The sequence below is a fragment of the Nitrospiria bacterium genome (assembly GCA_035498035.1).
GTDB lineage: Bacteria > Nitrospirota > Nitrospiria > JACQBZ01 > JACQBZ01 > JACQBZ01.
This window is the reverse complement of the sequence record DATKAN010000060.1, coordinates 1-26,630: the sequence shown is the minus strand read 5'-3', so window position 1 is coordinate 26,630 and position 26,630 is coordinate 1. Positions and strand designations below refer to the sequence as shown.

Genomic DNA, 26,630 nt, shown 5'->3' with positions numbered 1-26,630 from the left:
ATCCATAGCCATCATCATTAAAGTATATTATACGGCCTTCAAGGCCTTTTCCCGGCCCCAGCGGTCGGCCTCGAGGACGTCCTCCAGGCTTTTCACGGCCTGGGGGACGTGCGCGTCCATCGTCTTTCGAATCAGCCGGGCGATCCCGAGGAACCCGATCCGGCCGTCCAGATAGGCCCGCACCGCCACCTCGTTGGCGGCGTTCAATACGGCCGGGAGCGACCCTCCGGCCTTGATCGCCTCGTACGCGTAGCCGAGACAGGGAAATTTTTTTAGGTCCGGCGGCTCGAAGGTCAGGGACCGGACCTTCGTCAGTTCCAGGGACGGAAGGCCGAGCGGCAGCCGTTCCGGATAGTTGAGCGCGTAGGCCAGCGGCCCGCGCATGTCCGGGACGCCCATCTGGGCGATCACGGAACCGTCCAGATATTCCACCATGGAATGGACGATGCTCTGCCGGTGGATGACGACGTCGATCCGGTCCGGCGGCATGTCGAAAAGCCAGCGGGCCTCGATCACTTCCAGGCCCTTGTTCATGAGCGTGGCCGAATCGATCGAGATTTTCGACCCCATGCGCCAGGTGGGATGCTTGAGCGCCTGGGCCGGTTTGATCGTCCGTCGTTTCGCGATCGGAAGGTCGAGGAGCGGGCCCCCGGACGCCGTCAGGATGAGCCGGCGGACGTCCCTCCGGCGCTGGCCGGACATCGACTGAAAAATGGCGCTGTGCTCGCTGTCGACCGGCAGCAGGGCGATCCCCTGACGTTGGGCCTCCTGTTGCAGGATCGGGCCGGCCATCACCAGCGGTTCCTTGTTGGCCAGCGCGATGGTCTTTTTCGCCCGGATGGCCGCGAAGGTCGGCACGAGTCCGGCCGAGCCCACGATGGCCGAGACGACCAGGTCGGCCTCCTCCATCGTCGCCACGCGGGCCAGGCCCTCCGTTCCGGACAGGATTTCGATGTCTCGATCGAGCCGATCCGGAAGCCGTTCGCAGCGTCGGCGCAAGCGGTCCGCGGCCGCGGGGTCCGCCAGCGCGACGCAGCGGGGCCGGAAGCGCCGAATTTGAGCCAGAAGTTTATCATTGTTGCTCCCGGCTGTCAAACCCACCACCCGGAAGCGATCCGGAAAATCGGCCGCCAGCCGGAGGGCGTTTGTCCCGACGGAGCCGGTCGATCCCAAGAGAACCAGATTTTTCATTTTAGATCACAATGACCCGGCCGTACTGTTTAACCCAAAGAAGATAATAATAGAACAAGGGCGTCGTGAAGATCAGGCTGTCCAACTTGTCCAGGATCCCGCCGTGGCCCGGAAGGAAATGGCCGGAATCCTTGACCCCCGCGGATCGCTTGAACATCGATTCGGTCAGATCGCCGATCTGTCCCGAAGCGCCCAGCAACAAACCCAGGACCACGCTGTCCGCCGTCGACAGGGACGGGAGAAACCATTGCCGGGCCAGGATCGCGGCGAGCACGCTGCCGGCCAGTCCCCCGACGGCCCCTTCGACGGTCTTGTTGGGGCTGAGCCGCGGGGCCAGCGGCCGGCGTCCGAACCCTTTTCCGGTATAATAGGCCCCCGCGTCGCAGGCCCAGGTCACCAAAAACAAAAAGAAGATGAGGTACTCCCCCTGCTCGAGCCCCCGGAGCAGGATCAGATGGCCCAGGAACCAGCCGACGTAGAAGACCCCCAACACCGTCACGGCCGCGTCGCTCAGGGTCGTCGCCACGTCCCGGTACGTCGCCAGCGGATAGACCAGAGCCGCCAGCACCAGCGCGGTCAGCACCTCCCGGTCCGAAAACAGCCCCGGCGCGTGAAAATGGGCGACCACCAGGGCCCCGCAGAGCAGGCCGAACAGGATCAAGCCCCGTCTCCCGACCGGATATTGAAGCCGGTAGAACTCCAGTTGGCCGAGCAGGACCGCGAACAACACGACGATGAAAAAGGCCGTCGCCGAAAGGTAGCGGACTAAAATGTAGAACAGCGGCAGGAAGAGGACGGCGGAGATGACGCGCTTGAGGTGCATCAACCCTGTCTCACCCCGCGTCGCGGTCGGATCTGATCTTTTACCAGGCCGAAACGGCGCTCCCGCTGCTGATAATTGATCAGGGCCTCCAGAAAATCGCGGCGGCGGAAGTCCGGCCACAAGGTCGGCGTGAAGTAGAGCTCGGTGTAGGCCAGCTGCCAGAGAAGAAAATTGCTGATGCGGTTCTCCCCGCTGGTCCGGATCATGAGATCGGGGTCCGGCAGGTCGGCCGTGTTCAGGTATTGACCGACGAGGGCCTCGTTCACCGCCTCCCGTTTGAACAGGCCCTTCTGAAGATCGTCATGCAGCTTTAAAATCGCCTCGACGATTTCGGCCCGGCCCCCGTAGCTCAGCGCGATCGTCAGGACCATCTTGTCGTTGGCGAGCGTGGCCGATTCGGCCTCTCGGATCCAGTGAACGACGGAGGGGGGCAGGCGATGGATTTGGCCGATCGTCTTGAAGCGGATCCGGTGCTCCATGAGCGTGGCCATTTCTTTCTGGAGGTAGCCCTCCAGCAAGGTCATGAGCTCCTTCACCTCGTCCTGAGGCCGTTGCCAGTTCTCCATCGAGAATGCATAGATCGTTAGAGCATAAATCCCCAGCTCCCGGCAGGCCGTGACGGCGTCCCGGACGGAATCGATCCCGGCGCGATGGCCGGCGATCCGGGGCAGCCCCCGCATCTCGGCCCACCGGCCGTTGCCGTCCATGATGATCGCCACGTGCCGGGGAAGGCGGGCCCGGTCGATCCGCGCCTCCAGCGGGCCGTCGCTCGATGCGTCGTTTCCCGATCCGATCTTTCTCATCTCGATTCCCGCATGGTTTTAAGCATACAACATTACCCCCATCCGGTCAAAAGGAATCGCGCTGTCGGGGAAAATGAAAAGGGCGACCGGCTGGATCGCCCCGGGAAAAACCGGCTCTGGCCCCCTCGCCGACACGGATCAGGCGGCCGGGACGGCGGGCCTTCGGGTGCGGAGGTATTGATCGATCCCTTTCGCGGCATCGCGGCCCTCGCGAATCGCCCAGACGATCAGGGAGGCGCCCCGTTTCATATCGCCGGCGGCAAAGACCCCGTCCACGCTCGTCATCTGGTTCTCGTCCACCGCAACGTTGCCGCGCGCGTCAAGCCGGACGCCGAGATCCGCGAGCAGGCCTTCCCGGACGGGGCCGGTGAATCCCATCGCCAGCAACACCAGATCCACGTCCAGATCGAATTCCGTGCCGGGCATTTCGACGAACCGGGTCCGTCCGTCCGGGTCCGTTTTCATCTCGACCCGGACCGCGTGGAGCTTCGTCACCCGTCCGTTTTGTCCCGAGAACCGAAGCGTGGAGACGCTCCATTCCCGTTTGCATCCTTCCTCATGGGCGTGGGAGCTGCGGAGCATCATCGGCCAGAGCGGCCACGGCGTCGACGGCGCGCGGGTCGCCGGGGGCTGGGGCAGCAACTCGAACTGGTAGACGTCCCTCGCGCCCTGGCGATGAGCCGTTCCGAGGCAGTCGGAGCCGGTGTCCCCCCCGCCGATGATCACCACGCGTTTGTCCCGGGCCGTGACCCGGACCGCCGGATCGATCGCGTCGCCGGCGTTGGCCTTGTTCTGCTGCGTGAGATAGTCCATGGCGAAAAGGACGCCCTCCAGATCCCGGCCGGGCACGGCCAGGTCGCGGGCGCTCATCGCGCCGCCGGCCAGGCAGACGGCGTCGAAATTCTTCCGCAGGCGGTCCGCCGGAAGATCTCGCCCGACGTCCAGGCCGGCTTTGAACACCACCCCCTCCGCGCGCATCTGGTCCAGCCGGCGGTCCAGGACGGATTTTTCCATCTTGAAATCCGGGATGCCGTACCGGAGCAGCCCTCCGATCCGGTCGGCCTTCTCGAAAACCGTGACCGCGTGTCCCGCGCGGGCCAGCTGCTGCCCGGCCGCCAGGCCGGCCGGGCCGGACCCGACCACGGCCACCTTGAAGCCGCTCGGTTTTTCCGGGAGCACCGGCGTGACCCAGCCCTCGTCGAATCCGCGGTCGATGATGTTCCATTCGACGATCCGGATGGCCACCGGTTCCTCGATGATCCCCAGCACGCAGGCCGATTCGCACGGCGCCGGACAGAGCCGCCCCGTGAATTCCGGAAAATTGTTGGTGGAATGAAGCATCTTCAACGCGTCCTTCCACCGCCCCTGAAAGACAAGGTCATTCCAGTCCGGGATCATATTCTGGACCGGACAGCCGTTGTGGCTCTGGCAGAACGGCACGCCGCAATCCATGCAGCGCGCGCCCTGGGCCTTGAGCGTTTCCTCGGAGATCGGCCGGTAGAATTCCCGCCAGTCGTGGACCCGCTCCTCGACCGGCCGGCGCATCGGGCCCTCCCTCCGGATCTTTATAAATCCCTTGGGGTCACCCATGAACGGCCGCCTCCTTCGACGCGGCTTTCTGGACCTTTCGTTGCTCGAGGACCTTTCTATACTCCACTGGCATGACGCGAACGAATTTCGGGAGCATGGCCTTCCACTGCTCCAGCACTTTCTTGGCCTTGGCGCTGCCGGCAACCTGGGCCTGCCGCTCGATCAGGTCTTTGAGAAGGGCCTGGTCCTCCCGATCCCGGACGGGCTCCAGCTCCACCATGCTCAGATTGCACCGGCGCTCGAAACCCCCGTCCGTGTTCAGCACGAACGCGACGCCCCCGCTCATCCCGGCCGCAAAATTCCTCCCGGTCCGGCCCAGGACGACCACCACGCCGCCCGTCATGTACTCGCAGCCGTGATCGCCCACGCCCTCGACGACGGCCTTCGCCCCGCTGTTGCGCACGGCGAACCGCTCGCCGGCCCGGCCGTAGATGTAGGCCTCGCCTCCCGTCGCGCCGTACAGGGCGACGTTGCCGATGAGGATCGTATCCTCCGGGACAAAAGTCGACTTCTTGAAGGGAACCACCACCAGCCGTCCGCCGGCCATCCCCTTGCCCACGTAATCGTTCGACTCGCCTTCCAGCTCCAGCGACAGCCCGTTGGCGCACCAGGCCCCGAAGCTCTGTCCGGCCGATCCGGTGAAGCGGAAATGAATCGTGTCGGGCGGGAGCCCCCCGGCCCCGTAGCGCCGCGCGATCTCTCCGGAGAGCATGGCGCCGACGGTCCGGTGAATGTTCCGGATCGGAAGCGCCGCCTCGACGCGGCGTTTCGACTCCAGCGCCGGACGGGCCAGTTCGATCAACTGATGATCCAGCGCGCCGGCCAGTCCGTGGTCCTGCGACTGAACGCAATGCGTGGGGACGTTTCCGGACGTATCCGGCCGGTACAGGATCGCGCCCAAATCGACCCCCCGCGCCTTCCAATGGTCGATCGCCTTCTGGGGCTTGATCTTGTCCGTGCGGCCGATCATCTCCTCGAACCGGCGGAAGCCCAGCTGGGCCATGATCTCCCGAACCTCCTCAGCGACGAAGAAAAAGTAATTCACGACGTGCTCCGGCTGGCCGGCAAATTTCTTCCGAAGGACGGGATCATGGGTGGCGATCCCCACCGGGCAGGTGTTGAGGTGGCATTTCCGCATCATGATGCAGCCCTCGACGATCAGCGGCGCGGTCGAGAAGCCGAATTCCTCGGCCCCGAGGAGCGCGGCGATCACGACGTCCCGTCCGGTCTTGAGCTGTCCGTCCGTCTCGATCCGGACGCGGCCGCGGAGATTGTTCATCACCAAGGTCTGCTGGGTTTCGGCCAGTCCCAGCTCCCACGGGATCCCGGCGTGCTTGATCGAGCTCCACGGCGAGGCGCCCGTGCCGCCGGAATCCCCGCTGATCAGGATCTTGTCGGCGTGGGCCTTCGCCACGCCCGCGGCGACCGTCCCCACCCCGACCTCGGCCACCAGCTTGACCGAGATCGCGGCCTGCGGGTTCACATTCTTCAGATCGTAGATCAACTGGGCCAGGTCCTCGATGGAATAGATGTCGTGATGGGGCGGGGGGGAGATCAGCTGGACCCCCGGTGTCGCGAACCGGAGCCGCGCGATCGTCTCGTCGACCTTGTGGCCGGGCAGCTGGCCGCCCTCGCCCGGCTTCGCGCCCTGGGCCATCTTGATCTGAAGCTCCCTCGCGTTTACCAGATAGTGCGTCGTGACCCCGAATCGGGCCGAAGCCACCTGCTTGATCGCGCTGTTCTTCGAATCCCCGTTCGGAAGCGGAATGAAGCGCTCGGGATCTTCGCCCCCTTCGCCCGTGTTGCTCTTGCCGCCGAGCCGGTTCATCGCGATCGCGAGGGTTTCGTGGGCCTCCTTGCCGAGCGCGCCGAACGACATCGCGCCGGTCGTGAAGCGTTTCACGATCGCCGTTGCGGGCTCCACCTCTTCCAGCGGAATGGGCGCGCCGGTTCGCAGCTCGAGCAGCCCCCGGAGATTCGACCGCCGCTCCGACTCGTCGTTGACCAGCCGGCTGAATTCCTTGAAGGTCGCGTAGCTGTCGTTCCGGGCGGCCCACTGGAGCTTGGAAATCGTCTCCGGGTTCCAGTTGTGACGCTCGCCCTGTATCCGGTAATGATACTCGCCGCCGTACTCCAGCTGGCGGATCGGCACGTCCTGGTAGGCGACCTCGTGGCGGCGAAGCACCTCCTCGGCCAGCGTCTCGATCCCGATCCCCTCGATCCGGGAGGCCGTCCCCGTGAAATACCGCTCGATCAGCCCGGCGCCTAGCCCGATCGCCTCGAAGATCTGGCCGCCGCAATAGCTCTGGACGGTCGAAATGCCCATCTTGGAAAAGATCTTTAAAAGCCCCTTGTTGATCGCCTTGATGTACTTGGACTCGGCGGTGGCGGCGTCGATCGTCTCGGGCAGATAGCCGTCGCGGGCCATGTCGGTCAGGGTCTCGAAGGCCAGGTAGGGGTTGACGCTCCCGGCGCCGTAGCCGATCAGACAGGCGAAATGGTGCACTTCTCTCGCCTCGCCCGTCTCGACGATCAGGCCGACCTCGGTCCGAGAGCATTCCCGGTTCAAATGATGGTGAACCGCCGAGATGGCCAGGAGGCTCGGAACCGGCGCCCATTCGGCATTGATGCCGCGGTCGCTCAGGATGATGAACTTATACCCGGCGCGAATCGCATCGGAGGCCTGGCGGCAAAGCCGCTCCACGGCCCCGGCCAGCCCGTGAGGGCCTTCGGCCACCTGGAACAGCATGCTCAGGGTCTGACTCTTGAAATAACCGTCCGCGATCGTCCGGATCTTTTCCAGGTCCGCGTTGGTCAGGATCGGCTGGTTTACCTTGATCCGGCGGCAGGACTCGGGCGTCTCGCCCAGGAGGTTTGCCTTGGGTCCGATGTTGGTCACGAGGGACATCACGAGCTGCTCGCGGATCGGATCGATCGGAGGGTTGGTCACCTGCGCGAACAGCTGCTTGAAGTATTTGAAGAGAAGCTGCGGCCGGTCCGAAAGGACGGCCAGCGGCGTGTCGGTGCCCATCGAGCCGACGGGCTCCTCGCCCGTGATCGCCATCGGCATCATGAGCATCTTCAAATCCTCGATCGAGTATCCGAAGACCTGCTGCCGTTGCCGGAGCGTCGCATGGTCCGGTTGCAGGACGTTCAAGGGCTCCGGGAGGTCCTCCAGGTTGATCCGGTTCGCGGTCACCCATTGGCGGTAGGGCTTGCGGGAGGCCATGTCCGACTTGATCTCCTCGTCGTCGATGATCCGCCCCTGCGCCGTGTCCACCAGGAACATCCGTCCGGGCTGCAGGCGGCCCTTGGTCCGGACCTCCTCGGGCGGAATCGGGAGCACGCCGGTCTCGGACGCCATCACCACGAAATCGTCCTTGGTCACGACATACCGGGCGGGCCGCAGCCCGTTGCGGTCCAGCGTCGCCCCGACCAGCTTCCCGTCGGTGAAACAGACCGCGGCCGGGCCGTCCCAGGGCTCCTGCATTGCGGCGTGGTATTCGTAGAATCCGCGGCGCTCGAGGTCCATGTTGGGATCGCCCGACCAGGCCTCGGGGATCAGCATCATCATGGCGTGGGGAAGCGAGCGTCCGCCCATCACCAGAAACTCCAGGGCGTTGTCCAGGCAGGCCGAGTCGCTCTGGCCTTCGGTGATGATGGGATAGAGCTTTTTGAGATCCTCCCCGAACAGATCGGAGGACATCCGGCCCTCCCGGGCGCGCATCCAGTTGATGTTTCCCTTCAAGGTGTTGATCTCGCCGTTGTGGCAGATATACCGGTAGGGATGCGCCCGGCTCCAGGTCGGAAAGGTATTGGTCGAAAATCGGGAATGGACGACCGCCAGCGCGCTGACGACGCTTTCATCCGCCAGGTCGGGATAAAAGAGCGGGATCTGGCTGGGCAAGAGGAGGCCCTTGTAAACGATCGTGTTGGCCGAAAGGCTGGGGATATAGAACGTCTCCCGGCCCTCGAGGGCGGAGCCCCGCACGGCGTGCTCGATCCGTTTGCGGATGACATACAGCTTCCGCTCGAACTCCGCCTCGCTTAAAATGTCCCTCGCGATGAAAAACTGCCGCATGCAGGGCAGGCTCTGCCGGGCTAGGTCGCCCAGGTCGGACTCCTTGACCGGCACATCGCGCCAGCCCAGAAGCCGTTGCCCTTCTTCATGGATGATTTTCTCGATCAGTTTCTCGCACGGCGTGCGTTGGGAAAGCGCGGTCGGAAGGAAAACCATACCGACGCCGTATTCCCCGGGTCCGGACAGGCGGACGCCCGCTTCGGCGCAGGCTCTTTTTAAAAATTCATGCGGGATCTGGACCAGAATACCGGCGCCGTCCCCCGTGCAGGGATCGCAGCCCACCGCGCCGCGATGCGCCAGATTTTCCAGAACCTTGAGTCCTTTACGAACGATTTCATGGGATTTGTTGCCCTTCACATTCACAACAAACCCGATCCCGCAGGCGTCTCTTTCAAACCCGGGATCGTAGAGGCCCTGGCGTTTTGGAAGTCCGTTGAAATCCATCCATTTAAAATACTAAAAATGATCTCTGGTGTCAATCATTTTTCCCGTAACTCCTGCGAAATCCAAGACATTTTGAGCCGTTTGCAGGGATAATTTGGTATATAATAAGGGCGAGAGGAAGGGTCCCGGTATTTCCATGGCAATGCCGTTACGACTTTGGGCCAGGCTGTTCTGTTCGGAGGCGATCCACGCGCTCGCCCGCCATAAAATGCGGACGGGGCTGACCGCGCTCGGGGTCATGGTCGGCGTCTCCGCCGTGATCTGGGTCGTGGCCATCGGCCAGGCCGGCATGGAGCGCACCGAAGCGGAGTTGCAAAAGCTCGGAAACAACCTGATCTGGATCGAGGCGGGCTCCCGCAACATCAACGGCGTGCGCAACGGCACCTACGGAACCACCACCCTCACCCCCGAGGATGCGGAGGCCATTCGGCGCGAGGTGCCGCTCATCGTCAGCGTTTCCGAAAACACCGACGGTACACTGCAGGCCGTCTACCGAAACCGCAACTGGTTCACTCATTACCGGGGGGTATCCCCCGAGTATACGGGTATCAAGCTTTGGCAGGTTGCGGAAGGCTCGTTCTTCACGCGCGACCAGGTCCAGCATATCGAAAGCGTCGCGGTAATCGGCGAGACCGTGCGCCGGGAGCTGTTCGGCGCATCGAACCCGATCGGGGAGGTCCTCCGCATCCAGGGCTCCCTTTTCAAGGTCGTCGGCGTGCTGACGGCGAAGGGATCGTCGGGCTGGGGCCAGGACCAGGACGACATCATCATGATGCCATGGACCACCGCGCTGAAAAAAATCGGGGGCCAGGGCATCACGTGGCTCGACGACATCGTCTGCTCGGCGGCTTCCCGGGAAGCGGTCAACCCGGCGATCGAGGCCGTTACGGCCTTGATCCGCCAACGCCACCACATTCGCCCCGGCGAGCCGGATGACTTCAACATCCGCCGCCCGGACGAGGTGATCAAGGCCCAGATCCGGCAGAGCCGGACGCTCGAGTGGCTGCTGACCAGCATCGCGTCGATTTCGCTATTGGTGGGCGGCATCGGGATCATGAACGTGATGCTGGCCTCGGTGGCGCAAAGGACGGCCGAGATCGGGCTGCGGGTCGCCGTGGGCGCGACACCATGGGCCGTCCAGATCCAGTTCCTCGGCGAGGCCGTCATGTTGAGCCTTTTCGGCGGCGTCCTGGGCGTCCTCCTCAGCTTTGTGGGGGATTTTTTTATCGAGGGAATTCTCGGATGGCCCTTGTCCACGTCTCCGCAAGGGGCCCTGCTCGCCGTCCTATTCGCCGTCGCCGTGGGTGTCTTCTTCGGCTTCTATCCCGCCTGGCGGGCCTCCCGACTCGATCCCATCGCGGCCCTTCGAAACGAGTAAACCGGACAGGTCCCCCCCTGGGGATCCCCCCGCCGGGTGGTCCGACCGACCCTTGATAAAAAACAAATGCTGGTCTATAATGCCCCTCACCCTAATAAAGCAGAAGACCCGATGGCCAAGGAACTCGGCGAGCACGGATACAACAAGGAAGAGGATTATTATTACAAAAAAAACAAGGAGCTCATCGGAAAAATTCGCGCTGACTGGACGCAAAGCGCGCCGCGCCGGAGGCCGAATCACGACAGAATGCGCAGGGGATGAAATGCCCGAAGTGCGGACACAATTTGGTGGAGGTCCCGCCGGCGGGAATCAAGGGGAATCAATGCCCGGACTGCCAGGGGACCTATTTCGACTGAGGGAAGCTGGAAACGCTCTTGGGATCACAGGAACCCAAAGGATTCTTGGAGGGTCTGAGACGACCCTTTAGAAAATGAGACTGCCGATCGGTGAAAAGGCACCGGATTTTTCTCTGCCCGGCGTAGACGGTAAAACCCACTCCCTGCGAGACTTTCCGGACAAACCCGTCCTCGTTGTGATGTTCACGTGCAACCATTGCCCCTACGTTCAGGCCTATGAGGACCGTTTGATCGCGATCCAGAATGACTACGCCGACCGGGGCGTCCAGCTGATCGCCATCAACGCGAACGAGACCCGAAACTATCCCGAAGACGATTTTCCTCACATGGTCGAACGGGTCAAGAAAAAAGCCTACAACTTCCCCTATCTGAGGGACGAAGACCAATCGGTTGCCGAGGCATACGGGGCGCATTATACGCCAGAGGTTTTTGTCCTGGACCGCGAACGCCGGCTCCGTTACACCGGGCGAATCGACGACAATTGGCAAAACCCGGAGGCGGCCAAGTCCCACGACCTCCGCCACGCCATCGAAACCCTGCTCGGCGGGCGCGCGGTTTCCCGGCCCGAGACGCACGCGACCGGCTGTACCATAAAATGGGCTAAGGTTTAATTAAAACCCCGAGGTCGAAATGAAAGAGGGTGAGCGTTTTCAACGCGCGTTTGAAGATGCCGCCATCGGCATCGCCCTCTTGGCCGTGGAGCCGCTGGGCAAATACCTCGAGGTCAATCCCACCTTCTGCCGAATGACCGGCTACTCCCGGAAAGAATTACTCTCCCGCGATTTCCAGAGCATCACGGCCGCCCGGGACATCGACAGGAACCTCGATCAGTTGCAGATGCTGGTGCGGGGAAGCCTCCCCTCCCTTCAACTGGAAAAACAATACCTCCGCAAAGATGCAAGCCCGTTCTGGGCCCGTCTGAATGTTTCGATGGTTCGGGACGACCGGGATCATCCGTTGTATTTTATCGTCCAGATCGAAGACATCGACGAACGCAAGCGTGCGGAGGAGGCGCTGCGCGACTCCGGACAACTCAACGAGCAAGTGATCCGCAGCGCCCGCGAAGGCATCGTGGTCCATGATCGCGACCTGCGATATCGCGCCTGGAATCCCTACATGGAGGAAATGACCGGATTGCGGGCGGAGATGGTGTTGGGAAAACACCCGCTCGAGCTGGTGGCCGCTCAACGAGAACACGGGAAGCACCTCCTGACGAGAGAGCAGGTCCAAGAAATTCTGGACGGCCTGGCTCGGGCCATGACCGGCGAAACCGTCACGCGGGTCGACCTCGCCGTGACCTTAAAACATACCGGGCAGACGAGCTGGAATTCGGTCCGATACGATCCGCTCCGAAACGCACAGGGCGAGATCGTGGGCGTCATTGTAACCGTCCGGGACATTACCGAACCCAAACGGGCGGAGGAGGCGCTTCGTCAAAATGAGAACCGATTGCAGGAAGCCGTCCAGGTATCTCAGACCGGCATCTTCGACCACGACCACCTCACCGATGCCATTTATTGGTCTCCGGAACAGCGGAAAATCTACGGCTTCGGGCCGGATGAACCGGTGACACTGGCGGGGTTTCTCGATTGCGTTCACCCGGAGGACCGCGAGCGAATCGGAGCGGCCGTCCGGAGGGCCCATGATCCGGCGGGAGACGGCCGGTTTGACGTGGAGCACCGGATCCTTCGGCGCGACGGCGCGGTCCGTTGGCTGACCACCCGGTCCCAGACATTTTTCAAGGGGGAGGGCGGCGCACGGCGTCCGGTCCGCACCATCGGCGCCGTGCTCGACATCACCGAGCGGCGCCGGGCGGAAGAGGCCCTTCGGGACTCAAGCCAGTTCAACCAGCAGGTCATCGCCAACGCCCGGGAAGGCATCATCGTCTACGATCGCGAACTGCGATATATCGTCTGGAACCCGTTCATGGAGGAGTTGAGCGGGGTCCGGGCGGAGGACATCCTGGGGAAGCGCCCCCGGGATTTGCCGGACATTCTTCTGGAAAAACACGGAAAACATCTCATCGAAAAGAAGACCATGGAATCCATCGAGACCAGCATCGAAAGGGCCAAGACCGGCGAGACCTTTACGTATTTTGACGTCCCGTTCTTGATTCTGAAAACCGGCATGACGGGCTGGTCTTCGGTACGATACGGCCCGTTCCGAAACGCCCAGGGCGAGATCGTGGGCGTCATCGCGACGGTAAGGGACATCACGGAGCAGAAGCGCCTGGAGGAACAGCTGCGCCATGCCCAAAAACTGGAGGCGGTCGGGCAATTGGCCGGAGGCGTCGCGCACGAATTCAACAACATGCTGACGGCCATCATCGGCAACCTCGAACTCGCCATCGACGAAGTCCCCCGGGAATCGGAGCAACACCCGCTGTTGACCGCGGCGTTGCAGGCGGGCCGCCGCGCCTCGATGCTGACGCAACAGTTGCTCACCTTCAGCCATCGCAGTCCCGTGAATCCTCAACCCCAGGATCTCGGGACCGTCGCGAACGATGTCGCGCGTCTGTTGCGTCAGACCATCGATCGACGCATCCAGGTCACGGTCCAAACCGCCGAAGACATCTGGAAGGTGCTGGCGGACGCCGGCCAGATGAATCAGGTCGTCATGAATCTCGGGGTCAACGCCCGGGACTCGCTGATCGACTGCCTGAACGGAACCTCCGGCGAACCGGTCCCGCCCGGCTGGGAACCCCGAATCGTGATGGCCGCGGAAAACGTCCGGATCGACGAGGCCTATTGCAAACTGCACCTCGACGCCCGTCCGGGAGAGTTCGTTTGCTTTTCGGTCAAAGACAACGGATACGGCATCGAGCCAACGGTCGTCCATCGTATTTTCGAACCGTTCTTCACCACAAAAGAGGTGGGACGGGGCACCGGATTGGGCCTGGCCACGGTTTATGCCATCATAAAACAGCACGAGGGATGGATCGATGTGTCGAGCGTCACATATGTAGAAACAGCCTTTAAGTTTTATCTCCCTCGCACCCGACGGACGGCCGGCACGACCCCCTTGCCAGCTTGGCCGAAAGAAGGGACCGGCCATGGAACCGAAACCGTCCTGTTCGTGGATGACGAAGCCCCCATCCGCCGGCTGGGGCAAACGATCCTCGAGCATAAGGGGTTTACCGTCCTGCTGGCCAAGGACGGAGAGGAGGCGATCGATGTCTTCCGTCGGGAACGCGGCCGGATCAAGCTCGTCGTGCTGGACCTGACGATGCCCCGTGTGTCGGGCCAGGAGGTTCTTAAGCAACTTCTCCGTCTGGACCCGACGATGCGGTTTCTGATTTCAAGCGGCCATCAAACCCCGGTTGCCTCAAGCGAACTTTTGCAACGGGGCCTGATCGACCTGATCCCGAAACCCTACAACCCCGAGGAACTGGCGCGCAGCGTTCGGAAACTTCTGGACGCCCCCGTTTCTCCGTAGCCCATTGGCCGCAGAAAACCTTCTTGATCACCCGCCGCGACGCCTGTATAATTGAGTTCGATCTATTATTGACACCAAGCTCGCAATGCGAGCGAGAGGGGAGGCAGTAAATTCCCCGCCAGGGGAACCTTTCCCTATTTTCAATTTACGATATACGTCTTGGGCGGGAAATTTGGTGAATCGAGAATGGCAAATCGTAAACAGGGAAATCAGGAGTTCAAAAGCTTAAAGACAGGGGCGACGCGAGTCCCTTAAAATTATTCAACCAGCTCGCAAAGCGAGCGAGAGGGGGAGGCTCCGAAGGCTTCGCCTTCGGAGGGGGCGACGTGAGCCCCTACAAATAGACAGGGGGAAAAGAATGGCCGAGGTGAAATGCGTTCATTGCGGATTGACCCGCGAAGGTATCACGGGCTATGCCTACGGCGGACAGCTCGAAGCCGAAATCAAGTCGAAGATATGCGGCGTCTGCTGGCAGGAATGGAAAGGGTTGTCCATCAAGATTATCAACGAATACCGCCTGGACCTCAACGATCCGAATGCGAATAAGATCCTCATCGAACAAATGAGGGCCTATCTGAACATTCCCAGCGCCGAAGGGCAGCCCAAATAGCCGGGTCACGGAACGTTCTAGGAATATCGATCTTCCGTCCACGGGTCGGCCGTATTCGAGTATCCCCTCACCTCCCAGAACCCCGGACGATCCTCGGCGAGGAAGACCATTTCCTTGATCCACTTGGCGCTCTTCCAGCCATAGCGTTTGGGAATAACCATCCGCGCCGGCCCCCCGTGCTCCCGGGTCAGCGGCTGGTCGTTCCAGCGATGCGCGATCAAAACGTCATCGTCGTTCAATACCGACAAGGGAACGTTGGTGGAGTAACCGTCGTAGGAGGCGAACAGAACATGTTTCGCCCCGGGTTTCGGGCGGACCACTTCGAGAAGTCGCTTGAAGGAAACCCCTTCCCAGCGATTGTCGAACGTGCTCCAGGTCGTCACGCAATGAAAGTCCGAAACGAGGCGGATCTGCGGCTGGGCCATAAAGTCCCGCCAATCCCACGTGACCGGATTTTCGACCAGGCCGTTGATATCGAGCGACCATCTTTCAAGCGGCACCTCGGGCTGATGGCCCAGATCCAGCACCGGGAAGCCCTTGGCCAAATGCTGACCGGGAGGCAGCCTCGGCTTTCCGATCGAAGGCGCGTCGGGATTTTGCCGGACCGAAAGGCCTTCTTCCCGTGCCTGAGGGGTGAGTCCCCGCTTTTCGCGCGCCCATTCCTCTTTTTTCCGAATCAGTTTATCTTTCGGATCGGTCATGGCGTTTCATTCTAACATCGGTCATCGGCCTATGCAAGACGGACGGCACCCCATTTGACTTAACGCCGTTCATTCTTTTATAGTATACGATCCATTGAAATTTAATCGTAACCGGCGGGCACGGCGAGCGACCTGCCGGCCGGACAGGCAGGGAGGGGGATGCAGAAAATTCCCCTCCAGGGAATCTTTCCCTATTTTCAATTTACGATTTACGTCTTGGGCGGGAAATTTGGTGAATCGAGAATGGCAAATCGTAAATAGGGAAATCAGGAGTTCAAAAGCTTGAAGGCAGGGGCGACGTGAGCCCCTTATAATAGACCATGATATCCATTCAACAAGTCTCAAAACGCTTCGGAGGACGGGTGTTGTTCCGCGAGGCCTCCCTGCGGATCGGCATGGAAGACCGCGTGGCGCTGGTCGGTCCGAACGGGGCCGGAAAGACGACGCTGATCGAGATGATCGCGGGCCGGGTGATGCCCGACAGCGGGACGATCGCGATCAACAAGAAGGCCGTGATCGGCTACCTGACCCAGGAGTTGGAGGCCCATCGGGGCAAAACCGTTTTGGAAGAAGTCCTGTCCGGCGGAGCCGATGTTTCCTCCATCGAGCATCATCTGCGGCTCTTGGAAGAAGAGATCGCGACGGCCTCCCCCGAGGCGGCCGAGGAACTGCTGGCCCATTACGGGGAACTTCAGTCGAAATACGAGCAACTCGGCGGTTACTCGCTCGAGGCCCGCGCGAAGGAGATCCTGTTCGGGCTCGGCTTCAAGGAAAAACATCTCGCGCGTCCGATGGAGGAGCTCTCGGGCGGCTGGAGGATGCGGGCGGCCCTCGCGCGACTGCTTCTGTCCGGCCCGGACGTCCTGCTTCTGGACGAGCCGACGAATCATCTCGACCTGGAATCGGTGATCTGGCTGGAGGGCTTCTTGGCCGACTATGCCGGCGCCATCCTGCTGATCTCGCACGACCGGAACTTCATGAACCGGCTCGCGACCCGCGTGGTGGAGGTCGACCGGCAACAATTGATCGCCTACGCCGGCAATTACGACCGCTTCGTCACGGCCAAGGGCCAGGCGCAGGAAATTCTCGAGGCGACCGCCAAGAACCAGCAGAAAAAAATAGACCAGACCCAGGCCTTCATCGACCGCTTCCGGTATCAGGCCACCAAGGCCCGACAGGTCCAGAGCCGGATCAAGATGCTGGACAAAATGGATAAGGTCGAGACGGCCCCGGAGCAAAAACGCGTCCGGTTCTCGTTTCCCGAACCGCCCCGGAGCGGGGAATCGGTGATCCGGCTGATCGACCTGGACAAATCCTACGACGGGAACCCGATCTACCGCGGGCTGAACGTCGAGCTGCGCCGCGGCGAGCGGATCGCCCTGGTCGGCCCGAACGGGGCCGGAAAATCCACGCTTCTCAAACTCCTGGCCGGCGTCCTTCCGTTCGAAATGGGGGAGCGTCGATTGGGCCACAACGTCACCCTGGCCTACTACGCCCAGCATCAACTCGAATTGTTAACCCCGGACAACACCGTTCTGGATGAGATCAGCGGGGCCGCGCCGCTGGAAGAGCAGTCTTTTCTTCGCGCGATCCTGGGGCGCTTCCTGTTTTCCGGAGACGACGCGAAAAAGAAAGTGACCGTCCTCTCCGGCGGTGAAAAAAGCCGCCTGGCGCTGGCCAAGATGCTGATCCGCCCGGCGAATCTTCTCCTGATGGATGAGCCGACGAACCATCTGGACATTCCCTCCCGCGACGTCCTGGAAGAAGCCCTGGGCGGATATTCCGGGACGATCTGCTTTATCACGCACGACCGGCACTTTATCCGGTCGGTCGCCAACAAGATCATCGAGGTCCGGAGCGGCGAGGTCACCTCGTACGCGGGGGACTACGACTACTACCTCTACAAAAAGAAGGCCCTGGCCGAAGGACCGTCTCTCGCAGCCGCCGGAAAGTCATCCCCGTCCGAAAACCGATCGGCCGCAGTCCCGGCGCCCCAAACCATCAAACCGCGGAAGACGAAGGAACAGAAACGGGCCGAGGCCGAGGCGCGCAATCGTCAGTACCGGAAAACGAATCCGTTGAAGGAGAAGCTGTCCCGGATCGAGTCGGAGATCGCCGAAGCCGAGAAAGAACTCCAAAATCTCACGACCGCATTGGCCGATCCGGAATTGTACCAGGACAAGAAACGGTTTTTTGAAACGGTGGACGCCCATGGCCGGGCGCAACGGAAAGTCGAGGAGTTGACGGCCGAGTGGGAGCAACTCTCGGCCGCGACGGAAAAACCGACTACAACCTTCTAAACAACGCCACCAGATCGCTGAATCCGGAGGCCTTCAGGCGCCCTTCCTCCATCAGCCGGGCGGCTTCTTTTTTCAGGACGGCGTCTTTCCGGCCCTTGGGTCCCCGCTTTTCATATTCGGAGGAGATCCGGAGCGCCTCGTGGAGGTCTTTCTCAAGCTTGTCCTTCACGATCGCGTTTTTTTCAAGATGCGGCCGAAGCGAGGCCCAGATCTGTCGGAGTTGCTCGGAAAACTGATCCGGCGCGAATTGCTCGACCGCCTTCTCACCGGCTGCCGGCTGGAGCGACTTCGATAACAAGGTATAGAACCGCGTGAGCTCGGCCGCCAGATCTAAAAACAGTTTTTCTTTGCCGGTTTCATTCATCGGATCGCCGCAATGTATCGTAGGGGCGCACGGCCGTGCGCCCCTACACGGTCAGGACACGAATTTTTAACACACGGTCTCGATCGCCTCGACAATGGCGTTCGCGGTAAGGCCGTATCGCTCGAACAATTGGGCCGGCGTCCCCGACTCGGCATACGTGTTCTTGAGGCCGACGAACTCCATCGGAACGGGATGATTCTGAACGACCACTTGGGCGACCCGGCTGCCCAAGCCGCCGTCGATCAGGTGCTCCTCCGCCGTGACGATCGCGCCGGTCTCCTTGGCCGCCGAGACGATCGCCTCTTCATCGAGCGGTTTGACGGTGGGCATATCGATCACGCGGACATCGATCCCCTTTTCCGCGCAACGCTCCGCCGCCTCAAGCGCTTCCCAGACCAGCATCCCGATGGCGATCACCGTCACGTCTTTTCCCGGCCGGAGGAGCTTGGCCCGGCCGATCTCGAACGGCTCTCCCGGCGAATAGATCAGGGGCACGTTCGGCCGGCTGGTACGGATGAAAACCGGGCCCGAATGCTCCGCCGCCCGTTTCACCAGCGCGCGCGTGGCCGTTTCATCCGCCGGAACGAGGACCGTAAACTTGGGGAGCGAACAGGCCAGCGCGAGGTCTTCCACGGCCATCTGGGAGGCGCCGTCCTGGCCGAGGCTGATCCCGCTGTGCGAGCCGCACAACTTGACGTTCAGATGGGGGTTCGCGACGGACATCCGCAGCTGATCGTAGGTCTTGCACATGAGAAAAGCCGAGAAGCTGGAGGCGAATGGAATCTTTCCGCAGGCGGCGAACCCGGACGCCGCCGAGACCAGGTTCGCTTCGGCGATGCCGAAATTGAAAAAGCGCTCCGGAAATTCCTTGGCGAAGGCCCGGCTTTTCGTCGATCCGGAGACATCGCCGTCGAGAACGACCACGTTGGGATTTTCCTTCCCGAGCTCGGCCAGCGCCGCTCCGTAGGCGTCCCGGGTCGCCGGACCCATTTTCTTTTCGCGCATCTTCACTGGAACCCCCTCCGTTTGATGGATAATGAATCCTCTTTTTCGAAACGTGGTACTGATCATAATCGCGCACGGGGGGGATGTCAAGTTCTCTCCCCCTCATGCCCCGCGGCGGTTGACAAAGTCCTTCGGGCTACACTACAATAACCGCGTTTATTGCCGGCGTCGTTCTTGATCCAAAATCACACACCACCCATCTCCCCGACAGGAGCATCCGGAGGTTTCTATATGGCTCAACCAACCATCGAATCCGTGTTGAAAGAGCGCCGCGTCTTCAAACCCCGGTCCGCCTTCAGCCGGTGGGCCCACATCAAAAGCCTGAAGGAATACAAAAAGATCGCCCAGTCGGCCGAGTCCAAACCCGAGGCGTTCTGGGCCAAGATCGCGGGCGAGCTTCATTGGTTCAAAAAATGGAAAAAAGTCCTTCAGTGGGACCCGCCGTTCGCCAAGTGGTTCGTGGGCGGCAAGATCAACATCGCCTACAACTGCATCGACCGTCACCTCCAGACCTGGCGTCGGAACAAGGCCGCGATCATCTGGGAAGGCGAGCCCGGCGACACCCGAGTCCTGACCTTCCAGGAGCTTCACCGCGAGGTCTGCAAGTTTGCCAACGTGCTGAAGCAGTTGGGGGCGAGACCCGGTGATCGCGTGGCCCTCTACATGCCCATGGTTCCGGAGCTGGCGATCGCAATGCTGGCCTGCGCCCGGATCGGGGCCACCCACAGCATCATATTCGGAGGCTTCTCGGCCGAGGCCCTCAAGGACCGGATCAACGACGCCAAGGCCCGGTTCCTCGTCACCGCCGACGGCAGCTACCGAAAGGGCGCGGTCGTTCCGCTGAAGGAGAATGTGGACAAGGCGCTGACCCAGACCCCCACCATCGAGAAAGTGGTGGTGGTCCGCCGGGTCGGATCGCCCGTCCCGATGGAGGAGAATCGCGACCTTTGGTGGCACGACCTGATGAAAGGGGCGTCCGCCGTCTGCGAGGCCGAGCCGCTGGATTCGGAGCATCCCTTATTCATTCTCTACACCAGCGGCACCACCGGAAAACCCAAGGGGGTCGTCCATTCCACGGCCGGTTACCTCGTCCAGACCTACATCAGCAGCAAGTGGGTCTTCGACTTGAAAGACGAGGACACCTACTGGTGCACCGCCGACATCGGCTGGGTCACCGGTCACAGCTACATCGTCTACGGGATCCTCGCCAACGGCGTCACCTCGGTGATGTTCGAGGGCGCGCTGACCCATCCGGGTCCAGACCGGGTCTGGGAAATGATTGAAAAATATCGCGTGAACGTCTTCTACACCGCCCCGACCGCGATCCGGGCCCTCATGAAGCTGGGAAATCAGTGGCCCGAGAAACACGACCTCGGCAGCCTCCGGCTTCTGGGAACGGTGGGCGAGCCGATCAACCCCGAAGCCTGGATGTGGTACAACACCGTCATTGGAAAGGGGCGCTCCCCCATCGTGGACACCTGGTGGCAAACCGAGACGGGGGCCATTCTTATTACGCCGTTGCCGGGAGCGACCCCCACCAAACCCGGCTCGGCCACCCTGCCCTTTCCCGGCATCGTGGCGGAGGTGGTCAACAAGGACGGCACGCCGGCCGGACCGGACCAGGGAGGCTATCTCGTGATCCGGAAACCGTGGCCGGCCATGCTCCGAACGATCTACGGGGACCCCGAACGGTATAAAACACAGTACTGGAATTTCGTCGAGGGCTGTTATTTCACGGGCGACGGCGCCCGTCGCGACAAGGACGGGTATTTTTGGGTGATGGGCCGCGTGGACGATGTGATCAACGTTTCGGGCCACCGGCTGGGCACCATGGAAATCGAGAGCGCGCTGGTCAGTCATCCGACCGTGGCCGAGGCGGCCGTGGTCGGCAAGCCGGACGAATTAAAGGGAACGGCCATCGAGGCCTTCGTCACCCTCAAAACCGGGAACAACCCTTCGGCGGCGTTGAAAGAGACGCTTCGCGAGCACGTCACGAAAGAAATCGGAGCCATCGCCCGTCCGGACGAAATCCGATTCACCGACGCGCTTCCCAAAACGCGCAGCGGGAAGATCATGCGCCGGCTGCTCCGGGACATCGCCTCGGGGAAGACGACCGTCGGGGATACCACCACCCTGGAAGATTATTCGGTCCTGACCAAGCTCATGCAGGAAGAGGAGTAAGGGCGACCGCTCGGTCGCCCCCTACCGTCATGATGTGGCGCTGCCATGCCCGCTAACCGCTTTAAGGGAACGGTGGCGCTGGTGACGGGCGGCGGACGCGGAATCGGCCGGGCGATCGCGATCCGTCTGGCCGCGGAGGGCGCTGCCGTGGCGATCTGCTCCCGGACGGAGCGGGAACTGAAGGATACGGTGGGGGAGATCACGCGGGGCTACGGCGAGGCCTCCTACCGGGTCGCGGATCTGGCGTCGGCCGCGGCCGTCCGCTCGCTGGCGAGCCATCTGCGGCGTCGCTATTCGAGAATCGATATCCTGGTCAACAATGCCTCGTTGCTGGGCCCGCGCCGGCCCATCGCCGAGTACCCGCTCAAGGATTGGGAAGCGGTATTGAAGGTCAATCTGACCGCCCCGTTTCTGCTCACGCAAGAGGTCCTGCGTTTGATGATCCCCCGACGGTCGGGCTGCATCCTCAACATCACCTCCAGCGTCGGCCGCCGGGGCCGGGCGCACTGGGGAGGCTATTCCGTTTCCAAATTCGGCCTGGAGGGACTTACGCAGATCCTGGCCGAGGAACTTCGAGAGCATCGGATCCGGGTCATGGCCTTGAACCCTGAAGGAACCCGGACCGCGATGCGGGCGGCGGCCTACCCCGAAGAGGACCCGGGCCGGCTCCCGCCCCCGGACGCGGTCGCCCGGGTCGCCCTCGATCTTCTTCTCAGGGACGACATGGCCTTGAGCGGCCATTCGTTCGATGCGCGATCGTTGATGAAGGGTCCGGTCGAGGGTTGCGGCTAAAGGGGTTTATGTTTTCCAGCGTCCACAGGGAGCGAGAGGGGGAGGCTCCAAAGGCTTGTCATTGGGAGGGGGCGACGCGAGCCCCTATAAATCCATGAAGGCGGTCGTCTTTCACGAACACGGCGGTCCCGAAAAACTGGTCTATCAGGACGTCCCGACGCCGGCCCCCGGAGAGGACGAGGTCCTGATCCGGGTCAAGGCCTGCTCGATCAATCACGTGGACATCTGGGTCCGGCAGGGCATCCCGGCCTACAAGACCACGATGCCGCACATCTCGGGCTGCGACGTCGCCGGGGTCGTGGAGGCGGTCGGACCCGGTGTCACCGGGATCAACCGGGGTGAAAAAGTGATCGTGGCGCCGGGGCTGAGCTGCTTTCGGTGCGCCTACTGCCTTTCGGGGCAGGACAACATGTGCATCGCGTACAAGATCGTGGGCGCCCATTCCAATGGAGGATACGCGGAATACCTCAACGTCCCCGCGATCAATGTCCTCACCATGCCCGGCGTGCTGAGCTTTGAGGATGCCGCCTCCTACCCGCTGGCCTTCGTCACCGCGTGGCACATGCTCATCACGCGGGCCGAACTGAAGGCCGGTCAGGAGGTGCTGGTCCTGGCGGCCGGAAGCGGAATCGGAACCGCGGCGATCCAGATCGCGAAACTGGCCGGGGCCTGGGTGATCGCCGCGGCCGGCCGGGACGACAAGCTGGAAAAGGCCAGGGCCCTCGGCGCGGATGAGGGGATCAACTACCGACGGGAGGATTTCTCGAACAAGATCCGCGAGCTCACCGGTGGGAAGGGCGTCGACATCGTTTTCGAACATGTCGGGCCGGAGACCTGGGACAAAAGCCTCACCTCCCTGGCGAAAAACGGGAAGCTCGTCACCTGCGGCGCCACCTCCGGACCGGAGGCCAGGACGGATCTCCGATACATCTTCTCGCGCCAGCTTTCGATCCTCGGCTCGATGATGGGGACGCGAAGCGAGCTGCTGGAAGTGACCAAGCTGATGGAAATCGGAAAGCTCAAGCCGGTCATTGATTCGGTCTTTCCCTTGAAGGAGGCGCGCAAGGCGCAGGAACGGATGCTGGAACGGAACAGCTTCGGCAAGCTGATCCTCGTCCCCTCCTAAACGGCCCGACCCGATTCCTTCATAACTTGCGATGCCCGATCGGATTGAGTATAATGCCACCCATCGTTGATTCCAGACGGAGGCGGAGAACGTCATGTCCTTAGCCCTATTAATGAAACGGGAAATCAAAAAAATTTCGGTGGGCACCACGATCCAGGAGGCGGCACGGATCATGGGGATCCAGAAGGTCGGCTCGTTGTTTGTCGAAAAAGAAGGTCAGCTGGTTGGGATTCTCACCGAGACCGACGTCGTCCGCAAGGCCGCGGCCAAAGGTCTCGATCTCAAGAAGGACGCGGTCGAATCGATCATCAGCAAACCGATCATCTCCATCGAGCTCACCCGATCGCCCCAGGATGCCTTCGACCTGATGGGGGAGGTGGGAATTAGGCACCTTGGAATCACCGAGCGCGGGAAGATCGTGGGGGTTCTATCCGTGCGCGACCTGCTGGTCTATTTCAAGAAACAGTCCGAGCCGCGCATGGGGATTGATTGACCAACCGCTATGGCTCCCCCGGACGCACCGCCCCCCGTTCGCGTTTTTTGACCGCTTGATGCCGCTTGTTCGCCAGCATCTTTTCCTTGGCGCGGCGCGACCGCCGGCGTTTCTGCCGCCGGATCTTCTCGACGCGTTTCCGTTCCGCGCTGACAGCTCCGAGACGCTCCCCTTCGATCCGATCCAGCATCAGCCGTCGCGCCAAAAAACGATTCAAGCCCTGCGACCGCGCCTCCTGACATTTGACCGTGATTCCGGTCGGCCGGTGGACCAACACAACGGCGGTCGAGGTCTTGTTGACGTTTTGTCCGCCCGGACCGGAGGAACGGACGAAACTTTCGTCCAGATCCTCCTCCCGGATGCCGAGCCGCTGCATCCGTTCGATCAATTGCTTCTGTTTCGGGCCTGAAACGGGGAAGAGGGGCATGAGGGCCGTTATTTCTTTCTGGCGGACTTAGCTGTTTCGTCTTTGTTTAAATCTCTCGTCGAAGCCATGAGGCGTTTGACGTTGTTGACGGAGAAGCTCTTGCTTCCCTTGCGTTGGATGATCTCGTGAATGATTCCGGTCTCGGGGGCCGGTTTGGTGAAGATCTGGGTCAACTCCTCGCTGTCCAGCACCTCTTCCGTGGTAAATTGGATCCCCCTTTTCTTCATGTCGGCCACTTCCTTTTTAATGTCGTCCACGGCATAGGCGATGTGGTGCAGCGCGTTTCCGTGCTCCTTCACCCATTCCTTGACGACGCCGCCCTCGCCCACGCCCTCGCTGAGAAAGACCGAGATCCCCTGGCCGTCCTTCGCTTTGAGGGCGGCGCATCGGGCCTTGGTATCGTCCTCAAAGTCGATAAAGAACCGATCGGTCACTTCGAATTCCATCACCTCGGTGTAAAATTTAACGGCCTTTTCCAGATCGGCCACGCGGAATGCGATGTGATCGATATGTTTTCCCGCCATCGTCTCACCCCTTTATTTTGCGCCTATTCTTACGATACACTATTTTCTCCCGGACTGCCATCCCCCGCCGGCCCAGCTCCTTCACAAAGGGTCCGGCCGGAATCGCCGTCTCGAGCGGCACAACCCCCTTTTCCCGGATCTCGCCGCGGGCCAGCATCGCGGCCACGATCCCCGTTGAGAAGCCGGTCGTCCGTTCCATGGCCGAAAATCCGGTGGCGGGATCATGATATTCGAGCATATCCAGTACCACCTCGGCCGGCCGCCGGTTTTTCCGGCCCCGGCAGATCACCCGAAGCACGACCAGGTCGCGATCCTCCGGAAAGGCGATTCGGTCGCCGACCACCTTCACGAAAAGGTCCCTGGGGGCCACGGACGTCCCCTTGACCGAGACCGGGCGGAGGTCCAGCAGTCCGAGATCGCGAAGCAGCTTGATTTTCTCATAATGCCCCGCGTAGCGGACGGTTTTATAGTCGTAGGACTGGAGCCGTCCCTCGAACGTCCAGGGGCAGCTTGAAGTCGCCCCGGCCGTCACGAAGGCCTCGCACGCCCCCAGCGGCTTCGGAAAACGGATCTTTTCCAGACCGCTGAACGTTTCGATCTCTGTTACCTTGGCGTTCCGAAGGACGTAGGCCTTTCCGAAATAGTTGTTCAACATCCCATCGAGATTAAAGACGACCCGGTAAGCCAACGGCGGCCGCGGGATTTGCGGAAGACCCCCGCAGCGGATCTGAACCGACACAGTCTCATCCAACCGTTCCATGCCGTAAACCGCCAGGATATTATTCATCCCAGGAGCCAGGCCGCAGTCCGGAACGATCGCGATGCCCGCGGCCTTCGCGGCCCCCGACAACCGTTGTACTTCGAGGACGGCTTCGATATCGCCGCCCAGATCGCACATCGGGACGGCGGCATCGATCGCGGCCCGGGCGATCCGGGGATTATAATAGTAGGGCACCGCGCTCATCACGGCCGAGGCGTCCCGCAGGACCTTCATCAAATCCGAATGGTTCTGGACCGAGATTTCAACGGCTTCAATCCGGGTGGTGTTGGAAGAGGGCAAAAGACGACGAAGCCGTTCGGCCGATTTTTGAGAAAAGTCGGGATTGGCATCCGCAAGGACGATCCGCTCGGCTTCGCCGAAGAGGGCCAGATCATAGGCACAGGCCGTGCCCTGACGTCCGGCACCGAGAATCACATAACGATAGCCCATCACGCCCTCTCCTAAATGAATCTTATTTAAGTGTAAGATGGATTTCGGAAGACGTCAAGCCTGAGCCGGGGGTCCGGTTAAGTCTGGGCCAAATTGTTTCCGAGACCCTTAGCGATTGATTTCACGGACCAGATGGCCCAGTTCGGGAAGGATCAGCTTTTCCATGGCGAGTCGGACGGCCGCTTCGGACCCGGGGATCGAGATCACGATCTTGCCCCCGTAGGTCCCCGCCACGGCGCGACTCATCATCGCCGCCGGACCGATTTCTTGATAGCTCAGGGAACGGAAAAGCTCGCCGAATCCGTCCAGTTGCTTGTCCAGCAATTTGACGACGGCTTCGTAGGTTCCGTCCCGCTTAGAAATTCCGGTCCCGCCATTTAAGATCACGGACTGAACGTCCGGATTTTGTGAAAGAGCGCCGAGAAGTTTTTGGATCTCGGCCGGCTCGTCCTTGACATGGTGGGAGGACACGATGCGATGGCCATAATCCGCGAGGAGCTTGCGGATCAAGGCGCCGCTCGTGTCCGTTTCAGGCGTGCGCGTATCACTCACCGTGACGGCGGCGCAACTCACCCTGGAGGGCGCTTGCGCTTTGTGTTCTTTATGACCCATTCGTGTTTTGTAGGGGCGTATTGCAATACGCCCCTACGATGGCTCAGCGACCTGCTAGGGCCCCCAGACCGCGTCGGGGAGAAGGAGCCGTTTAACCGGCTGCCCCTTGATGATATGTTGCTCCAGGATCTCGGCAACATCGTTGGGCGTGACCTTCTGGTACCAGGTGCCTTCCGGATAGACC

At 61.6% G+C, this 26,630-nt stretch carries 23 protein-coding genes; 10 read left to right on the top strand and 13 right to left on the bottom strand.

Annotated features, from left to right (window positions below):
- Positions 1 to 27: 27 nt before the first annotated feature.
- From VMN77_11720 to gltB, 5 genes are all read right to left on the bottom strand, one after another.
- Positions 28 to 1,191, bottom strand: coding sequence for a 1-deoxy-D-xylulose-5-phosphate reductoisomerase (locus tag VMN77_11720; GenBank protein HTN44453.1), 1,164 nt, complete (start codon positions 1,189 to 1,191; stop codon positions 28 to 30).
- A gap of 1 nt (position 1,192) precedes the next feature.
- Positions 1,193 to 2,014: a phosphatidate cytidylyltransferase gene (locus VMN77_11715; protein HTN44452.1), complete on the bottom strand. Its 822-nt coding sequence runs from the start codon at positions 2,012 to 2,014 to the stop codon at positions 1,193 to 1,195.
- Positions 2,014 to 2,817, bottom strand: a complete 804-nt coding sequence (locus VMN77_11710) for an isoprenyl transferase (GenBank protein ID HTN44451.1) — start codon at positions 2,815 to 2,817, stop codon at positions 2,014 to 2,016. Before VMN77_11710 ends, VMN77_11715 begins: the two co-directional genes overlap by 1 nt.
- A 138-nt stretch (positions 2,818 to 2,955) precedes the next feature.
- Positions 2,956 to 4,407, bottom strand: coding sequence for a glutamate synthase subunit beta (locus VMN77_11705; protein HTN44450.1), 1,452 nt, complete (start codon positions 4,405 to 4,407; stop codon positions 2,956 to 2,958).
- Positions 4,400 to 8,932, bottom strand: coding sequence for a glutamate synthase large subunit (gltB, locus tag VMN77_11700; protein HTN44449.1), 4,533 nt, complete (start codon positions 8,930 to 8,932; stop codon positions 4,400 to 4,402). The genes VMN77_11705 and gltB overlap by 8 nt, the downstream gene beginning before the upstream one ends.
- Before the next feature lie 136 nt (positions 8,933 to 9,068).
- Here gltB and VMN77_11695 point away from each other — a divergent pair, with 136 nt between their 5' ends.
- From VMN77_11695 to VMN77_11675, 5 genes are all read left to right on the top strand, one after another.
- Positions 9,069 to 10,310 (top strand): ABC transporter permease, encoded by a 1,242-nt coding sequence (locus tag VMN77_11695; GenBank protein HTN44448.1) that lies wholly within the window; start codon positions 9,069 to 9,071, stop codon positions 10,308 to 10,310.
- 66 nt (positions 10,311 to 10,376) lie between these two features.
- Positions 10,377 to 10,571 (top strand): hypothetical protein, encoded by a 195-nt coding sequence (locus VMN77_11690; GenBank protein HTN44447.1) that lies wholly within the window; start codon positions 10,377 to 10,379, stop codon positions 10,569 to 10,571.
- A 169-nt stretch (positions 10,572 to 10,740) separates the two neighbouring features.
- Positions 10,741 to 11,277, top strand: coding sequence for a thioredoxin family protein (locus VMN77_11685; GenBank protein HTN44446.1), 537 nt, complete (start codon positions 10,741 to 10,743; stop codon positions 11,275 to 11,277).
- Positions 11,278 to 11,296: 19 nt separating this feature from the next.
- Positions 11,297 to 14,101 carry a PAS domain S-box protein gene (locus tag VMN77_11680; GenBank protein HTN44445.1) on the top strand — a complete coding sequence of 935 codons (2,805 nt, stop codon included), beginning with the start codon at positions 11,297 to 11,299 and terminating at the stop codon, positions 14,099 to 14,101.
- A 358-nt stretch (positions 14,102 to 14,459) separates the two neighbouring features.
- On the top strand, positions 14,460 to 14,711 hold the full coding sequence (locus VMN77_11675) for a Fe(2+)-trafficking protein (protein ID HTN44444.1): 252 nt from the start codon (positions 14,460 to 14,462) through the stop codon (positions 14,709 to 14,711).
- A 17-nt stretch (positions 14,712 to 14,728) separates the two neighbouring features.
- Here VMN77_11675 and VMN77_11670 read toward each other — a convergent pair whose 3' ends face one another.
- Positions 14,729 to 15,412 carry a sulfite oxidase-like oxidoreductase gene (locus tag VMN77_11670; GenBank protein ID HTN44443.1) on the bottom strand — a complete coding sequence of 228 codons (684 nt, stop codon included), beginning with the start codon at positions 15,410 to 15,412 and terminating at the stop codon, positions 14,729 to 14,731.
- A gap of 320 nt (positions 15,413 to 15,732) precedes the next feature.
- Between VMN77_11670 and VMN77_11665 the strand changes: the two genes are divergently transcribed.
- Positions 15,733 to 17,712: an ABC-F family ATP-binding cassette domain-containing protein gene (locus tag VMN77_11665; protein ID HTN44442.1), complete on the top strand. Its 1,980-nt coding sequence runs from the start codon at positions 15,733 to 15,735 to the stop codon at positions 17,710 to 17,712.
- On the opposite strand, the gene VMN77_11660 is transcribed toward VMN77_11665, so the two are convergent.
- Both VMN77_11660 and VMN77_11655 read right to left on the bottom strand, forming a co-directional pair.
- Positions 17,699 to 18,076, bottom strand: coding sequence for a hypothetical protein (locus VMN77_11660; protein ID HTN44441.1), 378 nt, complete (start codon positions 18,074 to 18,076; stop codon positions 17,699 to 17,701). The two genes, VMN77_11665 and VMN77_11660, sit on opposite strands and share 14 nt — an antisense overlap.
- Positions 18,077 to 18,142: 66 nt before the next feature.
- Entirely contained in the window at positions 18,143 to 19,081 is a 939-nt protein-coding gene (locus VMN77_11655; GenBank protein HTN44440.1) for a transketolase family protein, read from the bottom strand.
- 231 nt (positions 19,082 to 19,312) lie between these two features.
- On the opposite strand from VMN77_11655, the gene acs reads away from it, so the two are divergent.
- The 4 genes from acs (at position 19,313) to VMN77_11635 (ending at position 23,673) form a co-directional block, all read left to right on the top strand.
- Positions 19,313 to 21,262: an acetate--CoA ligase gene (acs, locus tag VMN77_11650; protein HTN44439.1), complete on the top strand. Its 1,950-nt coding sequence runs from the start codon at positions 19,313 to 19,315 to the stop codon at positions 21,260 to 21,262.
- 45 nt (positions 21,263 to 21,307) lie between these two features.
- Positions 21,308 to 22,054 (top strand): SDR family NAD(P)-dependent oxidoreductase, encoded by a 747-nt coding sequence (locus VMN77_11645; protein HTN44438.1) that lies wholly within the window; start codon positions 21,308 to 21,310, stop codon positions 22,052 to 22,054.
- Positions 22,055 to 22,109: 55 nt separating this feature from the next.
- Positions 22,110 to 23,180, top strand: coding sequence for a zinc-binding dehydrogenase (locus VMN77_11640; GenBank protein HTN44437.1), 1,071 nt, complete (start codon positions 22,110 to 22,112; stop codon positions 23,178 to 23,180).
- A 94-nt stretch (positions 23,181 to 23,274) separates the two neighbouring features.
- Positions 23,275 to 23,673: a CBS domain-containing protein gene (locus VMN77_11635; protein HTN44436.1), complete on the top strand. Its 399-nt coding sequence runs from the start codon at positions 23,275 to 23,277 to the stop codon at positions 23,671 to 23,673.
- A gap of 7 nt (positions 23,674 to 23,680) precedes the next feature.
- On the opposite strand, the gene VMN77_11630 is transcribed toward VMN77_11635, so the two are convergent.
- The 5 genes from VMN77_11630 to VMN77_11610 form a co-directional block, all read right to left on the bottom strand.
- Complete coding sequence (locus VMN77_11630) at positions 23,681 to 24,100, bottom strand: peptide chain release factor-like protein (protein HTN44435.1); 420 nt, start codon at positions 24,098 to 24,100, stop codon at positions 23,681 to 23,683.
- A gap of 8 nt (positions 24,101 to 24,108) precedes the next feature.
- Entirely contained in the window at positions 24,109 to 24,624 is a 516-nt protein-coding gene (locus VMN77_11625) for a VOC family protein (GenBank protein ID HTN44434.1), read from the bottom strand.
- A gap of 4 nt (positions 24,625 to 24,628) precedes the next feature.
- Positions 24,629 to 25,834, bottom strand: coding sequence for a saccharopine dehydrogenase C-terminal domain-containing protein (locus VMN77_11620; protein HTN44433.1), 1,206 nt, complete (start codon positions 25,832 to 25,834; stop codon positions 24,629 to 24,631).
- Between the two features lie 108 nt (positions 25,835 to 25,942).
- Positions 25,943 to 26,446, bottom strand: coding sequence for a MogA/MoaB family molybdenum cofactor biosynthesis protein (locus VMN77_11615; protein HTN44432.1), 504 nt, complete (start codon positions 26,444 to 26,446; stop codon positions 25,943 to 25,945).
- 54 nt (positions 26,447 to 26,500) lie between these two features.
- Positions 26,501 to 26,630: (2Fe-2S) ferredoxin domain-containing protein (locus tag VMN77_11610; GenBank protein ID HTN44431.1), on the bottom strand; the 130-nt coding region annotated here is incomplete at its 5' end.

Coding starts and splice junctions, on each gene's coding strand:
- VMN77_11625 (HTN44434.1), bottom strand. CDS start 24,624: ATGGCGGGAAAACATATCGATCACATCGCATTCCGCGTGGCCGATCTG.
- VMN77_11670 (HTN44443.1), bottom strand. CDS start 15,412: ATGACCGATCCGAAAGATAAACTGATTCGGAAAAAAGAGGAATGGGCG.
- VMN77_11655 (HTN44440.1), bottom strand. CDS start 19,081: ATGCGCGAAAAGAAAATGGGTCCGGCGACCCGGGACGCCTACGGAGCG.
- VMN77_11720 (HTN44453.1), bottom strand. CDS start 1,191: ATGAAAAATCTGGTTCTCTTGGGATCGACCGGCTCCGTCGGGACAAAC.
- VMN77_11690 (HTN44447.1), top strand. CDS start 10,377: ATGCTGGTCTATAATGCCCCTCACCCTAATAAAGCAGAAGACCCGATG.
- gltB (HTN44449.1), bottom strand. CDS start 8,932: ATGGATTTCAACGGACTTCCAAAACGCCAGGGCCTCTACGATCCCGGG.
- VMN77_11695 (HTN44448.1), top strand. CDS start 9,069: ATGGCAATGCCGTTACGACTTTGGGCCAGGCTGTTCTGTTCGGAGGCG.
- VMN77_11615 (HTN44432.1), bottom strand. CDS start 26,446: ATGGGTCATAAAGAACACAAAGCGCAAGCGCCCTCCAGGGTGAGTTGC.
- VMN77_11705 (HTN44450.1), bottom strand. CDS start 4,407: ATGGGTGACCCCAAGGGATTTATAAAGATCCGGAGGGAGGGCCCGATG.
- VMN77_11635 (HTN44436.1), top strand. CDS start 23,275: ATGTCCTTAGCCCTATTAATGAAACGGGAAATCAAAAAAATTTCGGTG.
- VMN77_11645 (HTN44438.1), top strand. CDS start 21,308: ATGCCCGCTAACCGCTTTAAGGGAACGGTGGCGCTGGTGACGGGCGGC.
- VMN77_11685 (HTN44446.1), top strand. CDS start 10,741: ATGAGACTGCCGATCGGTGAAAAGGCACCGGATTTTTCTCTGCCCGGC.
- VMN77_11660 (HTN44441.1), bottom strand. CDS start 18,076: ATGAATGAAACCGGCAAAGAAAAACTGTTTTTAGATCTGGCGGCCGAG.
- VMN77_11715 (HTN44452.1), bottom strand. CDS start 2,014: ATGCACCTCAAGCGCGTCATCTCCGCCGTCCTCTTCCTGCCGCTGTTC.
- VMN77_11665 (HTN44442.1), top strand. CDS start 15,733: ATGATATCCATTCAACAAGTCTCAAAACGCTTCGGAGGACGGGTGTTG.
- acs (HTN44439.1), top strand. CDS start 19,313: ATGGCTCAACCAACCATCGAATCCGTGTTGAAAGAGCGCCGCGTCTTC.
- VMN77_11630 (HTN44435.1), bottom strand. CDS start 24,100: ATGCCCCTCTTCCCCGTTTCAGGCCCGAAACAGAAGCAATTGATCGAA.
- VMN77_11620 (HTN44433.1), bottom strand. CDS start 25,834: ATGGGCTATCGTTATGTGATTCTCGGTGCCGGACGTCAGGGCACGGCC.
- VMN77_11675 (HTN44444.1), top strand. CDS start 14,460: ATGGCCGAGGTGAAATGCGTTCATTGCGGATTGACCCGCGAAGGTATC.
- VMN77_11710 (HTN44451.1), bottom strand. CDS start 2,817: ATGAGAAAGATCGGATCGGGAAACGACGCATCGAGCGACGGCCCGCTG.
- VMN77_11680 (HTN44445.1), top strand. CDS start 11,297: ATGAAAGAGGGTGAGCGTTTTCAACGCGCGTTTGAAGATGCCGCCATC.